Source organism: Moraxella marmotae (assembly GCF_042219885.1).
Classification (GTDB): domain Bacteria; phylum Pseudomonadota; class Gammaproteobacteria; order Pseudomonadales; family Moraxellaceae; genus Moraxella; species Moraxella marmotae.
Map to the genome: position 1 here is coordinate 137,529 of NZ_JBHJHR010000002.1, position 22,430 is coordinate 159,958.

17 protein-coding genes are annotated in these 22,430 nt (G+C 47.3%); 2 read left to right on the top strand and 15 right to left on the bottom strand.

Annotated elements, in window-relative coordinates:
* Positions 1–9: 9 nt before the first annotated feature.
* The gene (locus ACFBZI_RS00885) at positions 10–1,527 is read right to left on the bottom strand and encodes a YifB family Mg chelatase-like AAA ATPase (RefSeq protein ID WP_375714589.1); all 1,518 of its coding nucleotides are present in this window, start codon (positions 1,525–1,527) and stop codon (positions 10–12) included.
* A gap of 146 nt (positions 1,528–1,673) precedes the next feature.
* Complete coding sequence (gene rapA / locus ACFBZI_RS00890; protein ID WP_375714590.1) at positions 1,674–4,538, bottom strand: RNA polymerase-associated protein RapA; 2,865 nt, start codon at positions 4,536–4,538, stop codon at positions 1,674–1,676.
* A gap of 378 nt (positions 4,539–4,916) precedes the next feature.
* On the opposite strand from rapA, the gene ACFBZI_RS00895 reads away from it, so the two are divergent.
* Positions 4,917–5,870, top strand: coding sequence for a D-2-hydroxyacid dehydrogenase (locus ACFBZI_RS00895; RefSeq protein WP_375714591.1), 954 nt, complete (start codon positions 4,917–4,919; stop codon positions 5,868–5,870).
* Positions 5,871–5,966: 96 nt separating this feature from the next.
* Here ACFBZI_RS00895 and ACFBZI_RS00900 read toward each other — a convergent pair whose 3' ends face one another.
* The 10 genes from ACFBZI_RS00900 to ACFBZI_RS00945 form a co-directional block, all read right to left on the bottom strand.
* On the bottom strand, positions 5,967–6,725 hold the full coding sequence (locus ACFBZI_RS00900) for a hypothetical protein (protein ID WP_375714592.1): 759 nt from the start codon (positions 6,723–6,725) through the stop codon (positions 5,967–5,969).
* A 384-nt stretch (positions 6,726–7,109) separates the two neighbouring features.
* Positions 7,110–7,937 (bottom strand): hypothetical protein, encoded by an 828-nt coding sequence (locus tag ACFBZI_RS00905; RefSeq protein ID WP_375714593.1) that lies wholly within the window; start codon positions 7,935–7,937, stop codon positions 7,110–7,112.
* Entirely contained in the window at positions 7,934–8,986 is a 1,053-nt protein-coding gene (locus tag ACFBZI_RS00910; protein WP_375714594.1) for a PilW family protein, read from the bottom strand. The genes ACFBZI_RS00905 and ACFBZI_RS00910 overlap by 4 nt, the downstream gene beginning before the upstream one ends.
* Positions 8,983–9,540, bottom strand: a complete 558-nt coding sequence (locus ACFBZI_RS00915) for a prepilin-type N-terminal cleavage/methylation domain-containing protein (protein WP_375714595.1) — start codon at positions 9,538–9,540, stop codon at positions 8,983–8,985. The genes ACFBZI_RS00910 and ACFBZI_RS00915 overlap by 4 nt, the downstream gene beginning before the upstream one ends.
* On the bottom strand, positions 9,537–10,361 hold the full coding sequence (locus ACFBZI_RS00920) for a ComF family protein (protein ID WP_375714596.1): 825 nt from the start codon (positions 10,359–10,361) through the stop codon (positions 9,537–9,539). The genes ACFBZI_RS00915 and ACFBZI_RS00920 overlap by 4 nt, the downstream gene beginning before the upstream one ends.
* A 196-nt stretch (positions 10,362–10,557) precedes the next feature.
* On the bottom strand, positions 10,558–11,928 hold the full coding sequence (locus ACFBZI_RS00925; RefSeq protein ID WP_375714597.1) for a phospholipase A: 1,371 nt from the start codon (positions 11,926–11,928) through the stop codon (positions 10,558–10,560).
* Between the two features lie 204 nt (positions 11,929–12,132).
* Positions 12,133–12,702: a DUF3465 domain-containing protein gene (locus ACFBZI_RS00930; RefSeq protein WP_375714598.1), complete on the bottom strand. Its 570-nt coding sequence runs from the start codon at positions 12,700–12,702 to the stop codon at positions 12,133–12,135.
* Positions 12,702–13,877, bottom strand: a complete 1,176-nt coding sequence (locus ACFBZI_RS00935; protein WP_375714599.1) for a beta-barrel domain-containing protein — start codon at positions 13,875–13,877, stop codon at positions 12,702–12,704. Before ACFBZI_RS00935 ends, ACFBZI_RS00930 begins: the two co-directional genes overlap by 1 nt.
* A 61-nt stretch (positions 13,878–13,938) precedes the next feature.
* Entirely contained in the window at positions 13,939–16,179 is a 2,241-nt protein-coding gene (locus ACFBZI_RS00940; protein WP_375714600.1) for a type I secretion system permease/ATPase, read from the bottom strand.
* A gap of 132 nt (positions 16,180–16,311) precedes the next feature.
* Positions 16,312–18,027 (bottom strand): TolC family protein, encoded by a 1,716-nt coding sequence (locus ACFBZI_RS00945; protein WP_375714601.1) that lies wholly within the window; start codon positions 18,025–18,027, stop codon positions 16,312–16,314.
* Positions 18,028–18,395: 368 nt separating this feature from the next.
* On the opposite strand from ACFBZI_RS00945, the gene ACFBZI_RS00950 reads away from it, so the two are divergent.
* The gene (locus ACFBZI_RS00950; RefSeq protein WP_375714602.1) at positions 18,396–19,136 is read left to right on the top strand and encodes a hypothetical protein; all 741 of its coding nucleotides are present in this window, start codon (positions 18,396–18,398) and stop codon (positions 19,134–19,136) included.
* A gap of 93 nt (positions 19,137–19,229) precedes the next feature.
* Here the strand turns inward: ACFBZI_RS00950 and ACFBZI_RS00955 are convergent, their stop codons facing one another.
* From ACFBZI_RS00955 to ACFBZI_RS00965, 3 genes are all read right to left on the bottom strand, one after another.
* A complete protein-coding gene (locus ACFBZI_RS00955) occupies positions 19,230–19,688 on the bottom strand; it encodes a hypothetical protein (protein ID WP_375714603.1) in 459 nt (152 codons plus the stop codon).
* Between the two features lies 1 nt (position 19,689).
* The gene (gene rph, locus ACFBZI_RS00960) at positions 19,690–20,406 is read right to left on the bottom strand and encodes a ribonuclease PH (protein ID WP_375714604.1); all 717 of its coding nucleotides are present in this window, start codon (positions 20,404–20,406) and stop codon (positions 19,690–19,692) included.
* A 256-nt stretch (positions 20,407–20,662) separates the two neighbouring features.
* Entirely contained in the window at positions 20,663–22,360 is a 1,698-nt protein-coding gene (locus ACFBZI_RS00965; RefSeq protein WP_375714605.1) for an AMP-binding protein, read from the bottom strand.
* Between the last annotated feature and the right edge of the window lie 70 nt (positions 22,361–22,430).

The following is a 22,430-nucleotide window of genomic DNA, read 5'->3' on the forward strand; positions in this document are numbered from 1 at the left end:
TTATCCCCTTTAACGATAGCTCAACGCTTCGGCAATGTGCGATGTGTTAATGGCATCACTGTCCGCCAAATCGGCAATGGTGCGAGCCACTCGCAAAATGCGATGATAGCTGCGTGCCGACAGATTTAAGCGTGATTGTGCCATCTTAAACATTTGCTGCTCGCCCACGCCCAATGTCGCCACTTGATCCAGCTCGCTTGGGCTAAGCTCATAATTTGCCTTGCCTTGGCGTGCCAAAGCCTTATTGCGTGCTGCCACCACTCTTTGTCTGACGGTCGCCGAACTTTCACCTGCAGCGGCATTTTGCAAATCATCAATCGGCATGGCAGGCACGGTAATGTGCAAATCAATACGATCAAGCAGCGGCCCTGAAATTTTGTCTTGATATTTTTTGACTTGCTCAGGTCGGCAGTGGCAACGGTTTGAGATGTCGCCATGATAGCCACACGGACAAGGGTTCATCGCTGCAATCAGCTGAAAATCCGCTGGAAAAGACACCTGTGAATTGGCTCGTGAGATGATGATTTCTTTGGATTCGATTGGCTGACGCAAAGTTTCTAGAGTTTTACGGTCAAATTCTGGCAGCTCGTCCATAAAAACCACGCCACGATGCCCCAGACTGATTTCACCGGGCTTGGGTCGTGAGCCGCCACCCACCAATGCCGCCGCTGATATGGTATGGTGAATGGTGCGAAATGGCCTTTCACCAAAGCGATAATCCACGCCAGCAATGGAATAAATGCTCGCCACTTCCAACGCTTCATCTTCGCTCAATGGCGGTAAAATGCTCGGCAAGCGTGATGCCATCAAGGTCTTGCCTGAACCGGGTGAGCCTTTGAATAACAAAGAATGTCCACCAGCAGCGGCGATTTCTAAGGCACGGCGTGCGTGATGCTGACCTTTGACATCGGCCAAATCCAATGCATACGCCACCGTTTGCTCAGCAGTCGGCATGGTCGCTACTGGCAACAAATCCGCTGGATTGTTATTTAGCCCACTGACCACATCGAGATGGCGACACACCGCCGCCAACGAATCTGCCGCCAATACGCTGATATCGCCGACTTTGACCGCTTCATTGGCATTGGCAACTGGCGTGATGAGCGTGCGTGCTTGACTGTCGGTTTTGTTGTGCATTTTGATTGCACGAGCCACCGACAGCACGCCAGTGATGGCTCTTAGCTCGCCATTGAGTGCCAATTCTCCGACAAATTCAAATTTTTCAAGCACTTGGGCATCAATCTGACCGCTGGCCGCCAAAATCCCCATGGCAATCGGCAAATCCAGCCGTGAGCCATCTTTGGGCAAATCTGCTGGAGCAAGACTGATGGTCAGGCGGCGATTGGGAAATTCAAAGCCAGAGTTAATCAGTGCCGAACGCACTCGATCCTTACTTTCTCGCACTGACGCCTCAGGCAGCCCCACGATGGTCAATGCTGGCAAACCCGGGGACAAATGCACCTCCACCAACACTTGTGGTGCGTGCAGCCCAATCACCGAGCGTGTATAAACTTTGGCAAATGACATAATTCAATCCGCAGAAAATTAACTCAACTTAGCCCAATCAAATGTGGTTTGATTTGATTTAACTCAATTTTATTGACAATATTTGTTAAATAATATAATCATTTAACAATCAAACCAATCACCAAAAATCGCCAATCCGCCAGACATCAATCAGGGGCGACCGTTACCAGCACACGGATACTGTCTGGCACTAAGGATAATCCAGACAATGCCTGCAAGCCTTGCTCCTTAAGCTTAACCAAGGCTTGGATTTCGTCTGGACGCACATTGGGGTTAATTGCCTGCAGACGCATCAAGCGGCCAATTTCTTTATCCATATACTCACCAAAAGTGGTGATGGCTTGGCTGCTGATTTGGGTCAATTTATCAGCGGCAATGCGTTTGGCGTCTTGGACTCTGGCATCAATCACCGCCGCACGAGCCTTAGCGACTTGACGGGCTCTGGCCTTATCCAAGCGGTCAATCAGCGGCATAATTTTTTCGCTGGTGGCAACTTGGCTCAAATCATCGCCACGCTCACTCAAAAACACTCGCAGATTTTGTTGGGGCAGATAAGCGGACAAATTCAAATGCTTGGCGGCGATGGCTTCGATGCGAAATTGATGCTCAACCATTAGCATGCCTTTTGGCAGTGCTGCCGATTTTAGTAATGCCACTTGTGTATTGCCAAAGCTGCCAGACAAAATCATCTCAAGAATCGCCTGCACCAACGGGTGTTCGTAGGTCATGTAGTGCATGTCTTCTCGTGCCAATGCCTGCTGGCGGCTAAAGGTCAAAGTCATGCCGTCTTCGTCCAGCGGCAGGCTCTCAATGCCCTCAATATCCACCTCGGACGCATCGATGGGGTGAATCACCCAAGAGCCATCACGCTGCACACTATAATCCATACCGACAGCGGTCAAATAGCGATCCAAAAATCTGGGCAGCAGCTGATTATTATCCAGCTCATACATCGCCGCTTGGATACGCTGAGCCACGCTTGGGCGGCATGAGTTATACTCAAGCAAGCGATCACGCCCTGCTTGTAGCTCTGCCTCCAGCGTCTGACGATACACCCCTGCCTCGGCGATCAGTTGAACCAGCTGCTCGTGATTATTCTCACTTGGCATGCTTTCAAGCAAAGGCTTGAGTTTAGCGATATACGCCTCTTGGACAGATTGGGCGGTTGGGCTGATTTGGTGAAAGATATTTAACGCACCATCGTACCAATTGTATAGCCGCTCTTGAGCTGTTCCCATCACAAACGGCACATGCAGACGGATTTGGGCAATTTGTCCGATGCGATCCAGTCGCCCAATGCGTTGCTCAAGCGTATCAGGATTGGCAGGCAAATCAAACAGCACCAAATCTTGGGCAAACTGGAAATTACGCCCTTCTGAGCCAATCTCTGAGCATAACAAAATCTGCGCCCCTGCTTCATCGGCAAAATACGCCGCCGCCTGATCTCGCTCCAAAAGGCTCATCTGCTCGGTAAAAATCGCCGTCTTAATCCCAGCATGCAAGCGTAACACCGCTTCTAGGCTCTCAATAGTCGCCCCACTGCGAGCAATAAGCAGTACTTTTTTGTGCTTGAGTTCATCACGCAGCTGACCAATTAGCCACGGCACTCGTGGATCATTTTCTAGCCATGAGCCATCTGGGTAATTTTCTTCGCCCCACAGTTGCTCACGCAATTTGCCCTGCGTGTAATGGGTGTTTTTCCACGATTCTGGCAGTGGCAGCGGACAAGGAATGCTGGTTCTGCCAAAAAATCCCTGCACGCTGTCTCGAGTGTTGCGAAACAGCACACGGCCAGTACCGTGGCGATCAAGCAGCTCATTAATCACATGATGACGCAGGCGTTCGTTGGCGTTGATGTCTGCCAATTCGCTCTCATCAAAGCCCAAAAGCCCTGCCACGGCACGGATTTGTTTGGCGGATAAATCTTGTCCATCAATCAATAAAGTTGCCACCATCGCCACATCAGCAAAGGCATCTTGAGCGGCGATAAAATCGTCCAAATCATCAAAGCGGTGCGGATCGAGCAGTCTTAGCCGTGCAAAATGACTCTCAACACCCAGCTGCTCAGGTGTGGCGGTCAAAAGCAGCACGCCTGCGATGTGTGCAGCAAAATCCGCCACCAGTTCGTATTTGTCATTGCCGCCTTGCTCGCTGTCCCAGTGCAAATGGTGTGCTTCGTCCACCACCAACAAATCAAAACCAGCGGCAAACGCCTGTTCGTACAAGTCATGATGATCAAGGAGCAAATCAATGCCTGCAATGATAAATTGCTCGGTCAAAAAGACATTTTGTTCTGGATTATGCTCTTTGATAGAAGCGGTACGCACCAAGTCAAATAACGCAAAATCCAAATTAAAGCGGCGTTTTAATTCAATCATCCATTGATATTGCAAGCTGTCAGGCACCAGCACCAGCACACGATTGACCTTGCCTGTCAAAATCTGCTGATGGATAATCAGTCCCGCTTCGATGGTCTTGCCCAGCCCCACTTCGTCCGCCAGCAGCACACGGGGCGACAGACGCTTGCCCACTTCGTGAGCGATATACAGCTGATGCTTGATGGTATCGACACGAGCACCGATAAGACCACGCAATGGGTGGCGACTTAGCATCGCTTGGATACGCAAGGCATCTTGGCGTAAGTCATACCAATCCATGCCTTCGATACGCCCAGCCAGCAGACGCTCAAGCGGCTTGGCCAAAGTGATATTTGCCGCCAAGCGTGTTTCCATCAGGCTTTTGCCGCAAGTCAGATGATAACGCATCACCCCAGAGATGTCTTCGCACCGCTCAACCGTATATCGCACGCCGTCTTGGTCGGTAATCTCATCACCGACCGAAAACACCACACGAGACAGCAATGCCGATGCCTTGGCATACACTCGGGTTTCTTCACTTTGGGGAAATAAAATATGCACACAGCGATCATCAACATCGATGACCACGCCAAGCCCTAGGCTTGATTCGCTATCAGATAGGTAACGCTGACCAATGGCAAAATTTTCACTCATAAAACGCCCAATGACTTATCATTATTCTAAATTCTAAAAATATTTGCTAACAAGCAAAAACATACTATTTTACTTGAGTTGAACAAATTTTACATCATTTTTCTTTTATGTTTCTTTTTATGGACACCATTTGGGCGTTTTTCAAGCCAAAATCATGCGTGGGTTGGGGGTGGTTTATCTCCACTGGTAGGCTTGCCTGTTATAAATTTTATTCAAATCAATCATCAAAGTCATGCCAAACACCGTAGATTTTATAGTGTATTGGTCAAAATACGGCAAATTGCCCAAAATTTGATGCCCGCCAACTGATGGCAAATGTGCTAAAATAAACAAATCCTTTGCAATTTACCCACAATCTTTTAAAGAGAAAAACAAGTTATGAAAGCTGTATTTTTGGACGCAGGGACATTTTCTGCCGAAGCTCATCTGCCTGCCCCAGATGGCATCAGCGATTATCAAGTCTATGACAGCACGCCCAATGATGCCGCCACTATCATCGCACGCTGCCAAGATGCTGATATTATCTTGACCAACAAAGTGCTTTTAAGTGCCGAAATTATCCACGCCCTGCCCAAGCTAAAACTGATTCAGCTGACCGCCACAGGGACAAATAATGTCGATAAAGCCGCCTGCGATGCTTGCAATGTAGCACTGTATAATGTCGCTGGCTACTCGGTCGATAGCGTGCCTGAACATACGCTGATGATGATGCTATCAGTCATGCGTGCTGGCAGTTATTATCACAGCAAAGCTACCGATGGCACTTGGCGGAGTGATGGTAAGTTTTGCCTACTAGATATGCCGCTGTTTGATTTGGCAAATCGCACGCTGGGGATTATTGGTGCAGGGGCGATTGGTCGGCGTGTTGGTGAGCTTGCCACCGCCTTTGGTATGCATGTCTTATACGCCGAGCGACAAGACAAAACCGTCTGCCGTGCTGGTTATACTGCCTTTGATGAAGTGCTGGCAAATAGCGATGTGATTAGCCTGCATTGCCCTTTGACCAATGACACAGCCAAGCTGATTAACGCCAAAACTCTTGCCAAAATGCACAAAAAACCCTTAATTATCAATGTCGCTCGTGGTGGCGTGGTCGATGCTGCCAGTATCGTGCAGGCTATCCATCAAGGGCAAATCTTGGGCTATGCGTCAGATGTGTTTGATAATGAGCCGTTTGCTGATGATGATTGCTTGCTTAATATCGCTGATCACCCCCGTGTGCTTTTTACACCGCACAACGCTTGGGGTAGTCTGTCGGCACAGCAGCGATTGTGGCAAATTTTATCAACGCAAGTCAGCCAGTTTATCCAAACATACAGCCAAAATGGTTAAATACTACCAAATCAACACGCAAACTGCTTAAAATACGCAATAAAAAAAAGACAGTACACATGGCACTGTCTTTTTGTTCTTAGGTCAAGCCCAAGATTAGAAGCGGTAAGTTACACCAACTTTGGCGATTGGGAACCAGTTAGAGTAATCCTTATCTTCGATGCCTCGTTCAGCATCTTTGGCAGCTTGTTCAGCTTTCGCATCATCTTTCGCACCAACAGCTTTGATGTCAGCATCAACTTTACCTAGGTAGGTTGCACCGATTTCACCAAATACACCCCAGTTATTGTTTAGGTTTGGACGGAAACCAACAGTCAAATATGGGGCAACTTTGTTGCGGTGTTCTAGCTTACCTTCTAGCGTACCGATTTCATCAAATGTGTATTCTTTGCCTTTGATGGTGTAACCATTAGCAGTGCTGCCATTTGGGTTAGCACGAACTTTGATGTCGTTATCAGGTACGATAACACCAGCACCAACAGTGAACCAGTTGGCTGCAGGACGCATTTGTACGCCTAGGTATGGGTTGGAAAAATCGGTGTCAAGTTGGTAGTTTACGCCATCAGCGTCAAAATTATCATTAACCATCTTGGCAACATCGCCACCAGCCCAACCAGCTTGTAGCTCAACTGTGTCATTCACCGCCCAAGCGATGTTTGCACCATAGCCCAATGTACCAACTTCAGCACTCACTGCTGCAGGTTTGGTTAGGGTTTTAAAAATAGTACGACCACCGTCAACGACAGTGCGAGTACCGTCAGCAACTGCGTGACCTGCGTTAGTAACGACATTTGCCATTGCAGAAGTAGATAGTAATACTGCTGCAGAGATTGCAGCCAATTTTACAGTTTTCATTGCTTTCTCCTAAAACGACACATCAAATATCAAAATCAATCTTTGATCTTTAATGCGTCTTGTTATTGATGGTTACATTTTAATACGATGATTCGCACAATGTAACCCCAGTTTTTATGGTTTTTTATGCATTTATGTAAAAAATCATGAACGATTGCTCAAGAATTTTACAAGCAGATAAAAATTTGCGAATATGGTTACAATTAGTTACAATTTTAACCGCGGCATCAACAGTATCAATCTGCCATTTTGCACCACAAAAAATTGCCAGTTATTTTATCACAACTGACCGAGCAATTCACCTGTGGCGTTATTTTTTTGTGAACCACTGGTCATTTATGAGAATTAAAATTATTTACATAAAATCGGATAGATTGACCAATTTTACCAACTGGCAACTGGACGCACATCATAAATACGCAGCGGCACAATCTGAATGCTTGGCGATGATTTGGGTTGGTTTATGGCATTATCCTGATTGCCTTGGTTACTCCAGTTATCTTGATTGTCTTGATTGGCGGTATGTTCTTGCTCACCTATCAAAGGCACCGCCGCCAGCCATTCAACCGCCACGGTCGATGCAGCAATCCCTAGATTTGCCAAGCATTTGGCGGCTTGGTGCTGATACATGGATTGGTTTTGGCAAAGGTTTTGTGTAAGCGTTGGGCGGTGGGCAACGGTATATAACAGCAAATGATAATACTGCCAAGTCGCCTGCGGTGCCGCTGGCTCAGCGTTAGGCATGCTATCCGTATGATGGGGAATCGGTGCCGCCACTTGCTTGGTCAAATAATGCGAGTCATCAAGCAAAACGGCATACAGCCAATGACGAATCATCATGGCACTTGGCGGACAATCTCTTAAATGACTGTCGGTCTGTGTATCACTGGTGCCAACGGTCATTTGGCTCATATTTTCACAAAAACCCAGAGCGGCGATGCCCTGCTCTTTATGTGCCGTGGTGATGGCGGTGTTTAGCCATGAGCCTTTATCGTTTGCCAATTTGTTAAGCTGCACAGGCGAGATTTGCCAAACTGCCATGGCATCAGCATCGGCACGCATCAGCAGGCTTTGTTGCCGCTCATACACATAGGCGGTGGTCTGGTCGGTGGTGTTTTGGGTGATTAGCCAAGTGGTCATCAAAGCAATGAATAAAATCATCACCAACACAATAAGCAGCACAAATCCTGACTGTTGGGTTGTTTGTTTCACGGTTGCCCTACCTGCTCATCGGTTGGATTGCCGAGATTGGCAGTGTTTGCACTTGCATTTATCGCATTTGTATTCATCACATTGACAAAAGCCACATCGATTTGATTGAGTTGCCTTGGTAAATTATCCTTTGGCAAGGTGAATGCTTGTCCAAAAATCTTAATGCTGTCTTGGATTTTTTGGCTGTGATTGATGGCAAAGGCAGCTCGATTTAGCACCAAAAGGCTGACGCCAACAATCGGCTGATTTTGGTATTGATCAATGGGCAATTGGTAAATCTTATCACGATCTGCCACCGTCAGACGCACCCAAAAGCCATCAATGTTTGGCACCAAAACCACGCCCAAGCCACCGCCACCACGCAGCTGATAGGATTTGCTAATGTTAAGCCTTTTGTCGGTTCTGTCGGCTTTATTATCATTGACACGCTCATCAATGATGGCGTTAATATAAATCGAGCCGCCACGCCGATCTCGTGTGCCATCACGCTCAATGGCATCAGTGATATAGCGAGCAGCATCACAACGCAATGCCGTCGTGCCGTCATCTTCACGTTGCACAAAATACCGCTCAATGATCACTTGACCATCAACCCATGCCAGCGTGCCATCTGTCAATCTGACACGCCGCCTGCCAAGTGCCAAATTCCCTTCACAATCCCACATGTCCGCTGGGGCGGTGTATTGCACGGTGAGCTGGTCGGACGCTGGTAGGTTTTTGATGGTCGCTGGCGTATAAGCCGCCTGCGTGAGCTGTTTTGGAGAAATGGGCGAGCCGCTGCCATCTGTCAATGCCGCCAGCTGCCCAGCATTTATCAAAACTGCTTGCGGCCAACTGTCCATCATGCCAAGACCTGCCAAGCGTAACTGCTCACTCATGGCGGCGATGCCGTGGATTTCTTTATCCATCACGGTGGCGGTGTTGTGCATATCGGTCGCCCTGTGCAGACTTGATGCGTACAGACTGACCGTCATCAGCACAATCATCGCACCGATGGCCAACGCCACCACCAATTCCAAAAGGCTAAAACCCTGCTCACGATAACTCATAAGCCGCCCATACTCACGCAATTGTTCTGATGAGCCAAATTGTCTTTTTGGTCAATCTGACAGCGGTGTAATTTGGTCATGGCGTCATTGCCCCATGCCGCCACCCAGCATTGCCCTGCTTGTCCCATCTGACCCATTTGGCAAGGCACAACACCAATGACAATACCAAAATCGGCGGCGGTTTGGGCGGTTTGACTTGCCAGCCATTTGGCATAATCATCAGGCTGACAGCCTTGATGACACGACATTTGCACTGCATGGGCAGCACGGCGATAGCGACTCATCGCATCAGTGCCATTTGCCTGCCCGACCAGTTGATTGAGCTGTCTGGCATAACTGTGCTTTTGCTTATCGCTGAAGGCACGCACGGCGTGATAATCATTGCCAATCAACTGCACCGCCTTGGCATGCTGGCTGGCATTTTCAGAACGCACCGACAGGCGAGCCTGCACGCTTAACAGCCCCAAAACCACCACGGACAGCAGCGTCAAAGCAACCAGCACTTCTAATAGGCTCATGCCACGCTGACGGTCTGTCATTTGCTGATAGCTCATGGATTATCCGCCCGAGTTAATGACAAATCCTGCGTGCCGTGTGCCACACAAACGCCCAGCAACCGCACACTGGGATAATGGCTCAAAATAAGCTTGGCAACCGCCGATAAAGTCGCCCCTGTGGTAACCACATCATCAAAAATAATCACCTGTCGCTGCTTAATCTGCTGGCACAAATAAAAATCCATCTGCGTACTATCAAGCCGCTCATGGCGACTCAAACCCCGCTGATGTCGTGTGCCGTCATGCCGTGCCACCGCTTGGCAAATGGGCAACTGCCAATGCCAAGCCAAGTAGCGAGCCAATATCAAAACAGGATTAAACCCACGATGGCGAATGCGGCTTACCGTCGTCGGAACAGGCAAAATCACCGTATTGCCCACATGACAGCCTTCTGGCTTAGGCAGTGTGCCAATCAATGCGTATAACGCCAGCAATGACTGGATTTGCTCAATGTCTTTAAAGTTTTTAATTAAAAAATTAACAGGATATTGATAATAACTGATGGGATAAATTCGCAGATGCCGAATGGCATGACCAAAATCCGCCGATGATGAATTGGCAGGCTGGGTCAAATGTGTCGCTGTCAGGGCAATTTTTACTGGTGGTACTGGCGTGATAATTTGCTCATGGCAGTGCTGGCAAATCATGCCCTGTTGTGATTTTTGTGCAGTGGTGTCGGTCTGCTGGCAAATTACGCAATGCCGATGCAGCCTGTGCAACCAAATCGCTGGCTGATAATGCACCCATTTTGGAACGGTGGCAGCTGCTTTTGGTACATGAGCAAAATGATCACGCTGGCTGGGCGTTGCTTTGCTCATGGTGGCTGTGAGCGGCTTTTGGCGGATTTTTTGCAACCATTTCGTTTTTTGCAAAAATTTGGTCTGAAACACTTTCATCAATGCTTGCCATCATGACAAATGGTAAAATTGGCAAAGCGTTTGGGCGAAGTTATTATCAATCCCGACCCAAAATCACGCCATCTGACCCATCATTATCCAATCATTTTATGTCAAATTACAGTCCCATCCAATCATTGAGCATCAAGCCGACACCGATTGATGTGGATTCATGATTATAATCAATAAACGATTGACCATAGCCTTGGAACAGCTGTACATAACCGCTCACACCCCTGCCCAGCGGACGCACATAGTCAAGCTGCAACGCTCCTTTGTGCGTGCCGGGGTTATAACGCACCGTACCTGAAATGTTGGATTTATTTTCTAGCTGATACAAAAAACGCACATCGCCATAGCCATAATAATCCAGTACATCTGGGTTGTCATCTGGCGCACCGCTGTCATTTTTTACCACTCTTGTCCACAGGCGTGGCATGACGGTCAGTTTATCCCATTCCATGCCTGTCATCAGATAAGCCCTGTTCCATGAGCGAGACAGTGGGTTGTCTTCGCCATTGGAATGATGCACCACGCCTGCACCCAACATACGCAGCTTGCCACCAAACGGTAAATCTGCATGCACCGGCTGCGTCACAAAAAGCTCTGGCTGATAATCATGGACACGGAATGGGCGTGATTTGTTTTCATTATATACTTGCCAATGCGACTGCTGCGTATAACCAAACCACAAATCGGCATCGGTCCCCAAAAGGTTTTCGGCGGCTTTGACCTTAAAGGACAGCTGGAATTTTAGCTCGGTTGCTCGCAAATCATTGGGCGTAAACCGCTCGCCGTGCTGAGTTGGTGTCTGTGGCTCACGGTTAGGCTTGCCGTTAATGTACAGGGGCAAAATGTACATCGGATTGTGTGGGCGAGTGGACCACAGTGGTGCATTATTGCGATCCAAATCATAAGCCAAACTCAGCGGTGTAAATCGCTTGGCGATTTGTTCAAGCTGCCGATCGCTTTCTTTGGTGCTTTGACCCTGTTCATCAATGGCAAACAGTCTATCCGTCTCAGGTTTGGACTCATTATAAATGACCTGCGGCTTGCCTTTGATGGTCTGTAAAATGGTGTCGCCAAGTTTGATGGAGCGTTTGGCTTCGGTTTGACTTGGTGTATCACCCACCGCCAATGCATCATAGCACGCCAGACGCATCGCATCTTGGATTAGTGTTGAGCAATTAATCAGCATCGCCTTTTCGTCAATGGTGATACTCGGCATGGTAGGCGATTCTGCTGGCATTGCCATCGGATTGAACTTGGCAGTCGCATCAGCACCATTAATATCAGCCGACACAGGCGTTACAATCTCAGCATTCATCTGCTCGGTTAAGACAGCGGCGTCTGCCACTGTGGTGCTGGCATCATCTTGGGTTTCTTCGATAAATGCCACAGGATTTGGCACGGCATATGCCGAATTGACCTGCATCATGCCCAAGCAAGCAAGCACCGACGCCGACAAGGTTGAAAGTGAAATTTTCATGAAATATTACTCTAAAATCAATCCATCTGAGCAAGCAAACGCCAGACAAACAAAACAATCATAAAATAACGGTATAATAACACAGATATCAGCGATGGCAAAGATTGCTTTGGTGAAATATGCCACCGCCGTCATTTTAAATGCAAATACAGCATATCTGTTATAAATTTAATTATAAAATTAATTTAAATTTATTTAAAATCATCACTGATAACGCCGCCCATTATGCTCAATATAGCCATCTTGGTGGCGACCTGCTGGATCGTGATGCGTCCAATGCACCACGCCGCCTTTGTCGGTATATTCATATTCACCATAAAAATCCACCCAATCACCCTTTGCCAAGCCCTGCACTTTTGGTGCCAAATCAATATTGTGGGCAATCAGCACTGTTGGCGATTTGGCGTGAGATTTGGCGTGTAAGCTATCATCTAAGCTAACGATGAATTTTTGATGGCGACTGCCCTTAAGATCATCTGGCAAAACTGCCTTTACCTTGCCGCAGCCACGCACCTGCACATCAGAACGCTGCGACTTAAAACTGTCAATAATCAAGCGATTATTGCACAATTTGTCCGATGATTTTACAGCCACGCTTTGAGCGTCCACCTGCTGATTGTCCGCTTGGGCTTGAGCAGTTGCTTGGTTTGGGCTTGGCTGTTTTGGCGGTGCTTGTTCAGGCTGACAAGCAGCCACGCATAATGCCACCAGCGGTAGGGCAAATTTGGCTTTTATCATGCTTTGATGAATGATGTTTGTTAAGTTTATTTTCATTATCGCTCGCCCAAGCCTTCTGATAAGGTTTTGGTAATTGGCTTGGTCAGATATGACAAGACGCTACGCTCTTTGGCTTTAATATCCACGCTGGCAGTCATACCCGGGCGTATCACGACATCTTCGGCACGGCGACCTTCAAACTCAGTGCCAGAAATGCGAATTTGCACACGATAATATGGTTTTTCGCCTTGCGGTGTCGCTTCTTTTAGGGTATCTGGACTGATATACACCACCTTGCCTTTCATTGCACCAAAAATGGAATAATCATAAGCATCTAGCTTGACGCTCGCCACTTGCCCTTCTTTGACATAGGCAATATCAGCAGGGCGAACTTTGGCTTCAACCACCAAATCACTGTCGGTGGGCAAAAGCTCCATAATTACTTCGCCAGGCTTAACCACGCCACCAATGGTGGTGATGCGAATGTTATTAACCTTGCCTGCCGTGGGGGCAAATAGGCGTTTTTCTTGCAATACTTGGCTACGATCTCGCAGCTGTTCTTGTTCAGATTGTAGCTCTTCTTGGGCGCGCGTCATCTCGGCTTGTGCATCTTCAAAGTATTTATTACGCTTGTTGGTGATTTGTGCTTTGATATCTGCCACTTGGCGACGCAGGCGAATCACATCGGCTTGGCTGACATCACCATAATCCAAAAGCGGCTCATTGAGCGACAATTCTTGAGTTGCCAAAGACAGCATCTGCTCAAGCGATGAAATTTCTTGAGAAATTGCCTGACGGCGACGATTGTACAGCTCAGTTTGGTTTTGGACATATTCAGGATAACGCTTGATGCTGTCAGGAAATGACAATGGGCGGTTTAGGATTTCGGCTTCTAGGCGAATCACTTTGGCTTGCAAGGCGGCAACCTTAGTCGCCGAATTGTCCACCGCTGCCTGTGCCCGCTCTTCTTCTAGCACCAAAAGCAGCTGTCCACGCTTGACTTCTTCACCTTCTTTGACCAAAATCGATGACAACACACCGCCATCAGACGCTTGGATTTCTTGGGTGCGAGAGCTGGCGATGACCGTTGCTGTTGCCCGAGTTACTTGGTCAATCTTGGCAAAATACGCCCAAGTCAATAAAACCACCACCGTAATCAAAGCCGTCCAAATAATAATGCGTGCCTTATTTGAGTTGGGTTTGTGTGGCTGATAGCGATATGAGTTTGACATTCTAAATTCCAAAACAAATATGAGTATAAATCATCAATACTAATGAATATTTTTCAACAGCTTATTGTTCAGTTTTGACAGGCGGCAACTGATTGCTATTGATGGCATCGGTTTTTTGGGCTTGGCTTGCCTGTGTTTGAGCTTGTGCCTGAGCCTGTGCTTGCTCCAGCTGTGCTTGGCGTCTTGCCACCGCAGCTTCTTCATTTTTACGCAGTTGGTCTAGCACCGCCTGCTTTGGTCCGTCCATCACCACTTGGCTATCGTTCATGATGATAATGCGATCCACCAAAGACAATAATGCTGGCTTATGCGTAGATAAAATCAGCGTTTTTTGTGGGTCTTTAAATTCTTGGGCAAGTACATGAATACATTGCTGCTCTTGGTTATTATCCATCGAAGCGGTCGGCTCATCAAGCAGCCACACAGACGGCTGCGTCAGCACCAAGCGAGTAAACGCCACCAGCTGCTTTTGACCACCAGACAAACCCTTACCACCTTCACTAATCATCAAATCCAAACCGCTAGAATGTCCAGACACCAAGCGAATTAGACCTGTTCTGTGCAAGGCACGGCTTAATACATCATCTGGCGGCGTCGGCATACCGATCAATAAGTTGTCTCGAAGTGTGCCTTGGAATAATCGGTGATCCTGCTGCAAATAACCCACTTGCTCGCTTAGGCTTTCTCGGCTGATTTGTAGCATATCCAAGCCGTCCAGCAAAATATGCCCTGAAGTCGGTGCATACAAGCCTGATAGTAGCTTAAGCAAAGTGGATTTGCCAGAACCAATCGCTCCCAAAATCGCCACACGCTCGCCAGCTCTGATGGTCAGATTTGGCACTTGTAGGGCTGGGCGGTCGTTGTCTGGATAATTAAAACCCAGCTGCTGGCATTGAAAATTGCCATAAATCTTTGATGGCGACAACGGATAATTGACGCCTTGGTTATCCTGCTCAAGTTTGTACAGATTTTCAATATTTGCCTGAGCGGCTTTGGCGTGCGAATATTGCACCAGCATATTTGGCACATTCATAATTGGCGATAAGATCCGTCCACCCAAGATGGTCGATGCAATCAAGCCACCCATGGTCATCTCACCAGACATCACAATGTACGAACCTGTAATCACAATACCGACATAGCTGATTTGTTGTAGCATTTGGATAAAGTAGTTCAGGTTGTCATTGGCATGACGCATGCTGATATCATTATTGATGGTGATGTTCATGACTTTTAGCCACTTGGACAAAAATTTCCAATTGCCAGAACCCGCCTTAATCGTCTCAATGCCTTCAACCGCTTCAACCAAAATCCCCGTTTTTTGGTAAGATGCCTTGGCACCTTCTTGGGCGATTTTGTCAATTTTATTGCGACTATAAAAACCCAATGCCAAACCAATCAACGCCGCTGTCAAAGGCACGACCGCAATCATCGGCGATGCGATGGCTGAAATCAGTGCCATAAACAGCAAACTCATTGGCAAATCCACCAAGGTAAACAAAGTGGTGGCGGTAAAAAAGCTGCGAACTTGCTCATAACCACGCAACTGAGCTGCCAGTGAACCGACCGAATTTGGCATTCTGTCCACACGCACCTTAAGCAATCGCTCAAAAATCGAGCGTGACAAATCCTGATCCATGCCAGCAATCATGCGATCCATCACACGAGAGCGGGCAAATTTCATGAATGCTTCAAACAAAATCACCAAAAGCACCCCAGAGCTTAGGATAATCAAGGTGTATTCACTGCGTGTCGGAATCACACGGTCATAGACTTGCATCGAAAACAAAGATGCCGCCAACGCCAGCAAACTGATGATAAACGACGCAATCACCGCTTCGACCACGACGCTTTTGTGCTGCAAGATACTTTCACGCAGCAGCCCAGCAAAAGTGGTTTTTTGCCCTTGTGCCGCCTTGGCTTTGATGTCAAGCTTGACCACCAATTCAAACTCTTCGGCACGCAGTCGGTGCGTCTGATGCTCTTGGGCAAATAGCCAAATATCCTGATCAAGTTTGACAATCCGACCAAAACCCAAACTTGGGTGATAAGCAATCAACGGCATAAACGCCGCATCAGGTGCTGGCAGCACTTCAAAGCCATCGTTAATCCCAAGCGACTGCAACATCGTCTCCAAAGACGCATAAGGGTTGAGTGCTTTTTTGGCAAGTGCCAGACTTGATTGCAAGCGGTTTTTATCAACAGGATAGCCCTGCTCTTTTAGGATAACGCTGACGGCATTGGCAAGCTCTTGGGCGTTTACGCTGGGTTGGTTTTTGACATCTTGCATCGGCGAAGACATGGCTAAAATTCCTTGGTTTTGGCATCAGTTGGCACATGGCCGCACTGGTTTAATAATTTGAAATTTTAATTTAAATACACCAAATTTGGACAAATTTGATTTAACATACAAACGACACTTAAGCCAAACACACTAACTTTCGCTGGATAGCTGTTTTGCTGGTGTCGGCTCGCTCATTTCATCAATTGGCAAATCCTGCGGTGATGGCTCATCGGTCGGCACATCAGCAATTACCGCTGTCGGTGCGGTTGCAATTGGCTCTGGCATCTGACTTGTCTCATCAGCTGATAGATTTTGAGTAGGTGTTTGCTCTGGCGTAGCTGCAGCGTTTGGGGCAGTTTGCCCATCTTGTATCTCATCATACTCCCAAGGCACGATTTCTGGCTCACTTCGCACCATCGGCCCTGTGTCTGGTAGTGCTGAATTGGGAGAATCAGCAGTGGCAATCGGCATACTTTGCTGAGCAGATTGCTTTTTGGCAAAATATTCGTCCAGCTCGTTTTTGGCATATTGAAATGGTCGAAACTCGGTCGATGGCTGTTTGATAAAATCAATCGATTGTTGCTGCCACGGCATCAACGCAAAATCCACCTGTAATTTATAAAAATTTGCCACCATTTGTGCCTGTACTTGGCGAAGCTGCTGCTCGTATTGCGACTGTTCACGCACGGCGTTTAGCACTTCCAGCCAGCTTTTTCGCCCTGCGATAAACTGGCGGCGATAAGAGTTCAGGACAATCTGCGCCCCAGCCACCGCTGCTGTTAGCGACAGTTCTTGATCTCTGGCACTGACAAATTGTTGGTACTGGGTTTGGATATTTTCCATCACCGATCGTCTGGACGCTTCTTGGCTTTGGATTAGGCTTTGGACTCGTGATTCAGACGCTCGTGCTAGGGCAATGTTTGAAAACCCTGCACCCGGATTGTAGCTGACACCTACCGTAAAATTGTCTTCAAAGCGGTGGTTGCGATGATTATAGTCGTTTTGGTATTGCACATAGACGGTGGGCATTTGGCTGGCTCGCTGCGATTTGACTTCATAGCGTGCCGCTTCAATCTCAAAACGCTGGCGAATGATGCTTGGGTGATTTTCGCTAACTTCCGAAAATGCCAATTCACCATAATTTTGTGACTGGGCTTTAACTTGCTTTGCCATCTCGGCGATATTAACATTGCTTGGCATACCCACTGGCACGCCGATCATCTGCTGCAATCTGGCTTCTGCGATGCGTTGCTGCTCGATAGCACCCTGCAAGGAATTTTGGTCTTGCAAGATACGGTTGGTAATCAAATCCAGCTCAATCTTGGCAGAAACTCCTTGAGCGACACGGCGTTTCATCATCGCTTCAAACTCCGCCAACTGCTGCAAATTATTGGCATACAACTCTTGCAAGGATAACGCATAAATGTAGCTTTGCCACACATCAATGGTGTTTTTGGCGACTTCGTTTTGTCGCTCCATGATTTTGGCATTGGCGGCTTTGTCATCATTGATGGCACGATTGACATCTGCAGTCAGCTTGCCCCCTGTCCACAGTGGTTGATTGATGGCAAAACGGGTAACATTGCCATCATTGTCATTATACTGCGATGATAGGCTTGGTGTTGGCAAATAGCCCAATTTGGCAGCTGTCACCCCTTCGGTAGCCGCTTGTCTATCAGCAACCGCTGCACCCACCAAAGGGTGCGTTTGTACAGCCAAACTGATCAGTTGATTAACTTGCAATGGATTAGCATCAGCGTGAGCGACAGGCAGCACGGACGCAGCAACCAATGCCACCGCCAGCTGAGTTAGCCGCAGTTTTTTTGATACAGTATGAACAGAGCGTTTGCAAAAAAAATGTATCATGTAATTTACTCACAACACGCAGTAGAGCCAAGCCACACCATCTACCGCTTGCATTTTATTGGTAATCAAATGTCTTTTATAGCCAAAAAAAACATCACAAATCGATAATAAACAGATAATCAGAATCCAAACCATGAATCTATGCCAAGCGTCCCATGCCTATCCATAAATCATAACCGATTATTATAGCAGATTACCCAATAAAGCTTTTAAATTTTTGTTGTGAGTTTTGTAAAAAAAATACCACACCAGTTCAGCTTATTACTTGCTTATTTGTCAAAAATTGATTAGATATGGGCAAAATGTGCTATACTAATGCATCGCATTTACCATTTTGTCAGTATCATTAGCATTTTTATCATCATTTCATGAAAAATCACAACCCACCTCCTACCAAGCCCAGTGCCAGCCAAGCCAAAAATTTTAAGCCGTCCATCATGGTGGTGATGCTTGTTGTGTTGTTGATGTTTGGTCTGTTGGTGATTAGCGTAACTTATCTGCTATCGCAATATGAGCCAAAACCAAGTGCCGACAGCCAAGCCGTTGCTGACAATCTGAGCGTCCAGCCACTGTCCGATGAAGAACAGCAGGCACTAAAAACCTTAAGCGAAGATGAGCTTGATGAGACGGCTGATGGTAAAGATGATGAAAATTCTGATGAAGCAGACAGCGACTCAAGCGATGAGCCTGCCACGCCAGCGGTGCAGAATCGCACGGACGAATCTGAAAAATCAGACACCAAAGACGAACCAAAAAACGACGACAAGGATAAAGACAAGAGCAAGAGCAAAGATAAAAATCTGACCCCAGCAGACAAACCCAGCTCTACTGGCACACAAACCAGCTCCGATCTGTATCTACCATCTCGGCAGCTGCCCAACACGCCTACTGCCGATCAAGAATACATCAATCACGAAGCTGCCGCCCAAGCCGATGCCATCGATGAGCAGTTATCCATTGCCATCAATCAAGTACGCCAGCTTAATGACCAAAAACTTGCCGCCGTCTTAGAACGAAATAACAACAAGCCTGCCAATGCCAATTCTAATGCTGGCAACAATACTGGCAATGCCAGCAGCAATAATGAGCAGTCCCAAACTGGTGAATAACTCTCAAATTTGGCACAGTTAGGTAAGGTTGGCAAATTTTAATCAGCCACTTTTTAATAAACGGTTCAATTAAAATCATGCTGTCACATTGGGCTATCTGCTTACCAACTTAACAGCGACTTGATTGGCTTGAATGCTTTTGCCTGCCAGCACCTGCTGGGCAATCATCATCTCTTTATTGTCATCAAATCCTGTAAAGCGATACTCCACCATGCCATCTTTGACAATCAACCAGCCTGCTTGCTGCTCAATGACTGCCTTATCGGTCAATGTCAGGGCTTTATTGTCAATCTCAAAGCGTCTGGGGGTTAATCGCAGCCGACCTTGGGCGAAAGTATGACAAGTTTTTAGCTGATTGCGTTTATGATTAAACACAAACATCATCACCGCAAACACCGCCAACGCACCGATGGCATACGCCACAGGTGCTATAAAGCACACCCAAGCCACCGCCACACCGACAACGAGCAACACCAAAGACCACCAAAACATCAAATCATTGACCTGTCCATTTAGTGCAATGACCACGCCGTCATTATCCACCGTCAGCATCTTACCAGCCCAGTGCTTGTTTTTGGGCGGTGATGATTTGGTTAATGCCTGCTTCTGCCAAACTTAGCATGGCATCGGTTTGGGTGCGTGAAAATGACTTATCCTCTGCCGTGCCTTGGATTTCAATAAATCCGCCTGCTTGTGTCATCACAACATTTAAATCTGTATCGCAAGTTGAGTCCTCGGCGTAGTTCAGATCCAGCAGTGCCTGACCGTCTTTTAGCCCCACCGACACCGCCGCCACCAATCCCAGCAGCGGATCTTGGCTAAGTTTTTTATCACGCTGCAAGCATTCTAAGGCATCAATCAGTGCCACCGCCGCACCGCTGATACTTGCTGTGCGTGTGCCGCCATCGGCTTGGATAACATCACAATCAATATAAATGGTATTTTCGCCAAGTTTTGACAAATCCAGCATCGCTCGCAACGAACGGCCAATCAATCGCTGAATCTCTTGGGTGCGACCTGACTGCTTGCCTCGTGCCGCCTCACGCTGGGTGCGTGTGCCTGTGGCTCTGGGTAGCATGCCGTATTCTGCCGTAAGCCAGCCTTTGCCCTGACCTTTTAGCCAGCGTGGTACGCCTGCTTCGATGCTGGCGGTGCATAGCACTTTGGTATCACCAAAACACACCAAAACCGAACCTTCGGCGTGTTTGGTGTACTGGCGGATAAAGCTGATTGGGCGAAGTTCATGATTTTGACGGTTATCGATACGCATCTGATGTCTCATTGGTTTGGGAAGTTGGGTTTGGTAAAATGGGTAGATTGGATAAATTGGTCATTACAATTGATTAAACTTACAAGCAGTTAAAATTTACCAATCAAAAATTGTCTTAAATGCAGTCTTGCAACTTGGTCTTAAACTCATCATTTTACCAAGTTACTTGCCAAAATACAAAACAAACCTGCCAACAATTGCCAGCAGGTTTGATTTTTGCCAGTTTATATGCAGCTTTCAATCGCATAACACCAGATTATTTGCTCTCTTCGAGTTTTCGCAGCTCTTTGCGCAAAATTTTGCCGACATTGGACTTAGGCAACTCGCCGATAAATTCGATATATTTTGGACGCTTGTAGCCTGTTAGGTTTTCTTTTGCCCAAGCTCGCACTTCTTCGGTGCTGAGTGTGGCGTCTTTTTTGACGACAAAAACCTTGACCACTTCGCCACTGTGATCGTCTGGCACGCCAATCACGCCGCACTCTAGGATTTTTGGGTGCATGGTGATGACATCTTCGACTTCGTTAGGATAGACATTAAAGCCAGAAACCAAAATCATGTCTTTTTTGCGATCGACAATTTTAACAAAGCCTTTCTCGTCCATCACGCCAATATCACCTGTGCGAAAATAACCGTCTTTGGTGGTTACTTTTTCGGTTTCGTCTGGGCGTTTCCAGTAGCCTTTCATCACCTGCGGGCCTTTGGCACAGATTTCGCCAGACTCGCCAAGCGGCACTTCATTGCCATCATCATCTAGGATTTTGATATCAGTACCCGGCATCGGAATGCCGATTTTGCCTGTGTAACCGCCCGGCGGATTTAGGGTTAATACAGGCGATGTCTCGGACAAGCCATAGCCTTCGATGATACAACTGCCTGTCAAGCGCTCCCACGCTCTGGCGGTGTCTGACAGCACCGACATACCGCCGCCCAAAGACAGACGCAAATTGCTGTGATCCAAAGCCTTAAAGCCTTCGTCATGCACCAAGCCATTAAACAAAGTATTGACCGCTGGGAAAAATACTGGCTTGTATTTTTGATAATCTTTACAAACCGCTGCAAAATCTCGTGGATTGGTAATCAGCAGCATGCTAAAGCCCATCTTCATGCCCAAAAGACCACAAGCGGTGAACGAAAAAATATGATACAGTGGCAACGCCACAGCAATGTATTTGCCAGACAAATCTGGCTCAGGAAATGCTTTGAGTAAAAATGGCACGCATTGCTCGACATTGGCAATTAAGTTGCCGTGCGTAAGCATCGCCCCTTTTGCCACGCCTGTTGTGCCGCCAGTGTACTGCAAAACAGCAATATCATCGAGCGACAAATCAGGACGCTGATAAGCCGATACCGATACTTTATTTAGAGCATCTTTAAAGCTGACATAGCCAGGGATATTCCAAGTTGGTACCATTTTTTTGACATGGCGAACCACGGCATTGACCACAAGACCTTTTAAACCCAGCATATCGCCCAAGGTTGCCACCACCACATGCCGCACCTGACCTTTGTTGGCGACTTTTTCGAAAGTGTGAGCAAAGTTTTCAACGATAAACAACACCTTGGCTTCAGAGTCGTTCAGCTGATGCTCAAGCTCGTGAGCGGTGTACAGCGGATTGACATTGACCAGCACCAAGCCTGCTCGCACAACGCCCAGCATGGTTATGGGATATTGCAAAATGTTTGGCATCATCACCGCCACCTTGTCGCCTTTTTGCAGCCCCAAAGATTGTAGATAAGCGGCGATTTGGCGGCTATAATTGTCCAATTCACGATAAGTGATGGATTTATCCATACAAGTAAAGGCAATTCTGTCGCCAAATCGTGCAAATGCCTGCTCAAAAGCATCAATCAAAGCATTGGTATTGCTTGGTATCTGAAAATCAAAGTCAATGCCCTGCTCTTGATAGGTTTTGTACCATAATGCATCGGTTGTTGGGTGCGTGGTTGCCATGTTGTTATCCCTTAATAGTCCATGATTTTGATGATTTTTATACAAATTGATAAGTTTGCACATTTGTACA

Excerpts from the sequence above, each read along its gene's own strand:
- ACFBZI_RS00885 (WP_375714589.1), bottom strand. The coding sequence starts at position 1,527 with ATGTCATTTGCCAAAGTTTATACACGCTCGGTGATTGGGCTGCACGCA.
- rapA (WP_375714590.1), bottom strand. The coding sequence starts at position 4,538 with ATGAGTGAAAATTTTGCCATTGGTCAGCGTTACCTATCTGATAGCGAA.
- ACFBZI_RS00895 (WP_375714591.1), top strand. The coding sequence starts at position 4,917 with ATGAAAGCTGTATTTTTGGACGCAGGGACATTTTCTGCCGAAGCTCAT.
- ACFBZI_RS00900 (WP_375714592.1), bottom strand. The coding sequence starts at position 6,725 with ATGAAAACTGTAAAATTGGCTGCAATCTCTGCAGCAGTATTACTATCT.
- ACFBZI_RS00910 (WP_375714594.1), bottom strand. The coding sequence starts at position 8,986 with ATGAGTTATCGTGAGCAGGGTTTTAGCCTTTTGGAATTGGTGGTGGCG.
- ACFBZI_RS00915 (WP_375714595.1), bottom strand. The coding sequence starts at position 9,540 with ATGAGCTATCAGCAAATGACAGACCGTCAGCGTGGCATGAGCCTATTA.
- ACFBZI_RS00920 (WP_375714596.1), bottom strand. The coding sequence starts at position 10,361 with ATGAGCAAAGCAACGCCCAGCCAGCGTGATCATTTTGCTCATGTACCA.
- ACFBZI_RS00925 (WP_375714597.1), bottom strand. The coding sequence starts at position 11,928 with ATGAAAATTTCACTTTCAACCTTGTCGGCGTCGGTGCTTGCTTGCTTG.
- ACFBZI_RS00930 (WP_375714598.1), bottom strand. The coding sequence starts at position 12,702 with ATGAAAATAAACTTAACAAACATCATTCATCAAAGCATGATAAAAGCC.
- ACFBZI_RS00935 (WP_375714599.1), bottom strand. The coding sequence starts at position 13,877 with ATGTCAAACTCATATCGCTATCAGCCACACAAACCCAACTCAAATAAG.
- ACFBZI_RS00940 (WP_375714600.1), bottom strand. The coding sequence starts at position 16,179 with ATGTCTTCGCCGATGCAAGATGTCAAAAACCAACCCAGCGTAAACGCC.
- ACFBZI_RS00945 (WP_375714601.1), bottom strand. The coding sequence starts at position 18,027 with ATGATACATTTTTTTTGCAAACGCTCTGTTCATACTGTATCAAAAAAA.
- ACFBZI_RS00950 (WP_375714602.1), top strand. The coding sequence starts at position 18,396 with ATGAAAAATCACAACCCACCTCCTACCAAGCCCAGTGCCAGCCAAGCC.
- ACFBZI_RS00955 (WP_375714603.1), bottom strand. The coding sequence starts at position 19,688 with ATGCTGACGGTGGATAATGACGGCGTGGTCATTGCACTAAATGGACAG.
- rph (WP_375714604.1), bottom strand. The coding sequence starts at position 20,406 with ATGCGTATCGATAACCGTCAAAATCATGAACTTCGCCCAATCAGCTTT.
- ACFBZI_RS00965 (WP_375714605.1), bottom strand. The coding sequence starts at position 22,360 with ATGGCAACCACGCACCCAACAACCGATGCATTATGGTACAAAACCTAT.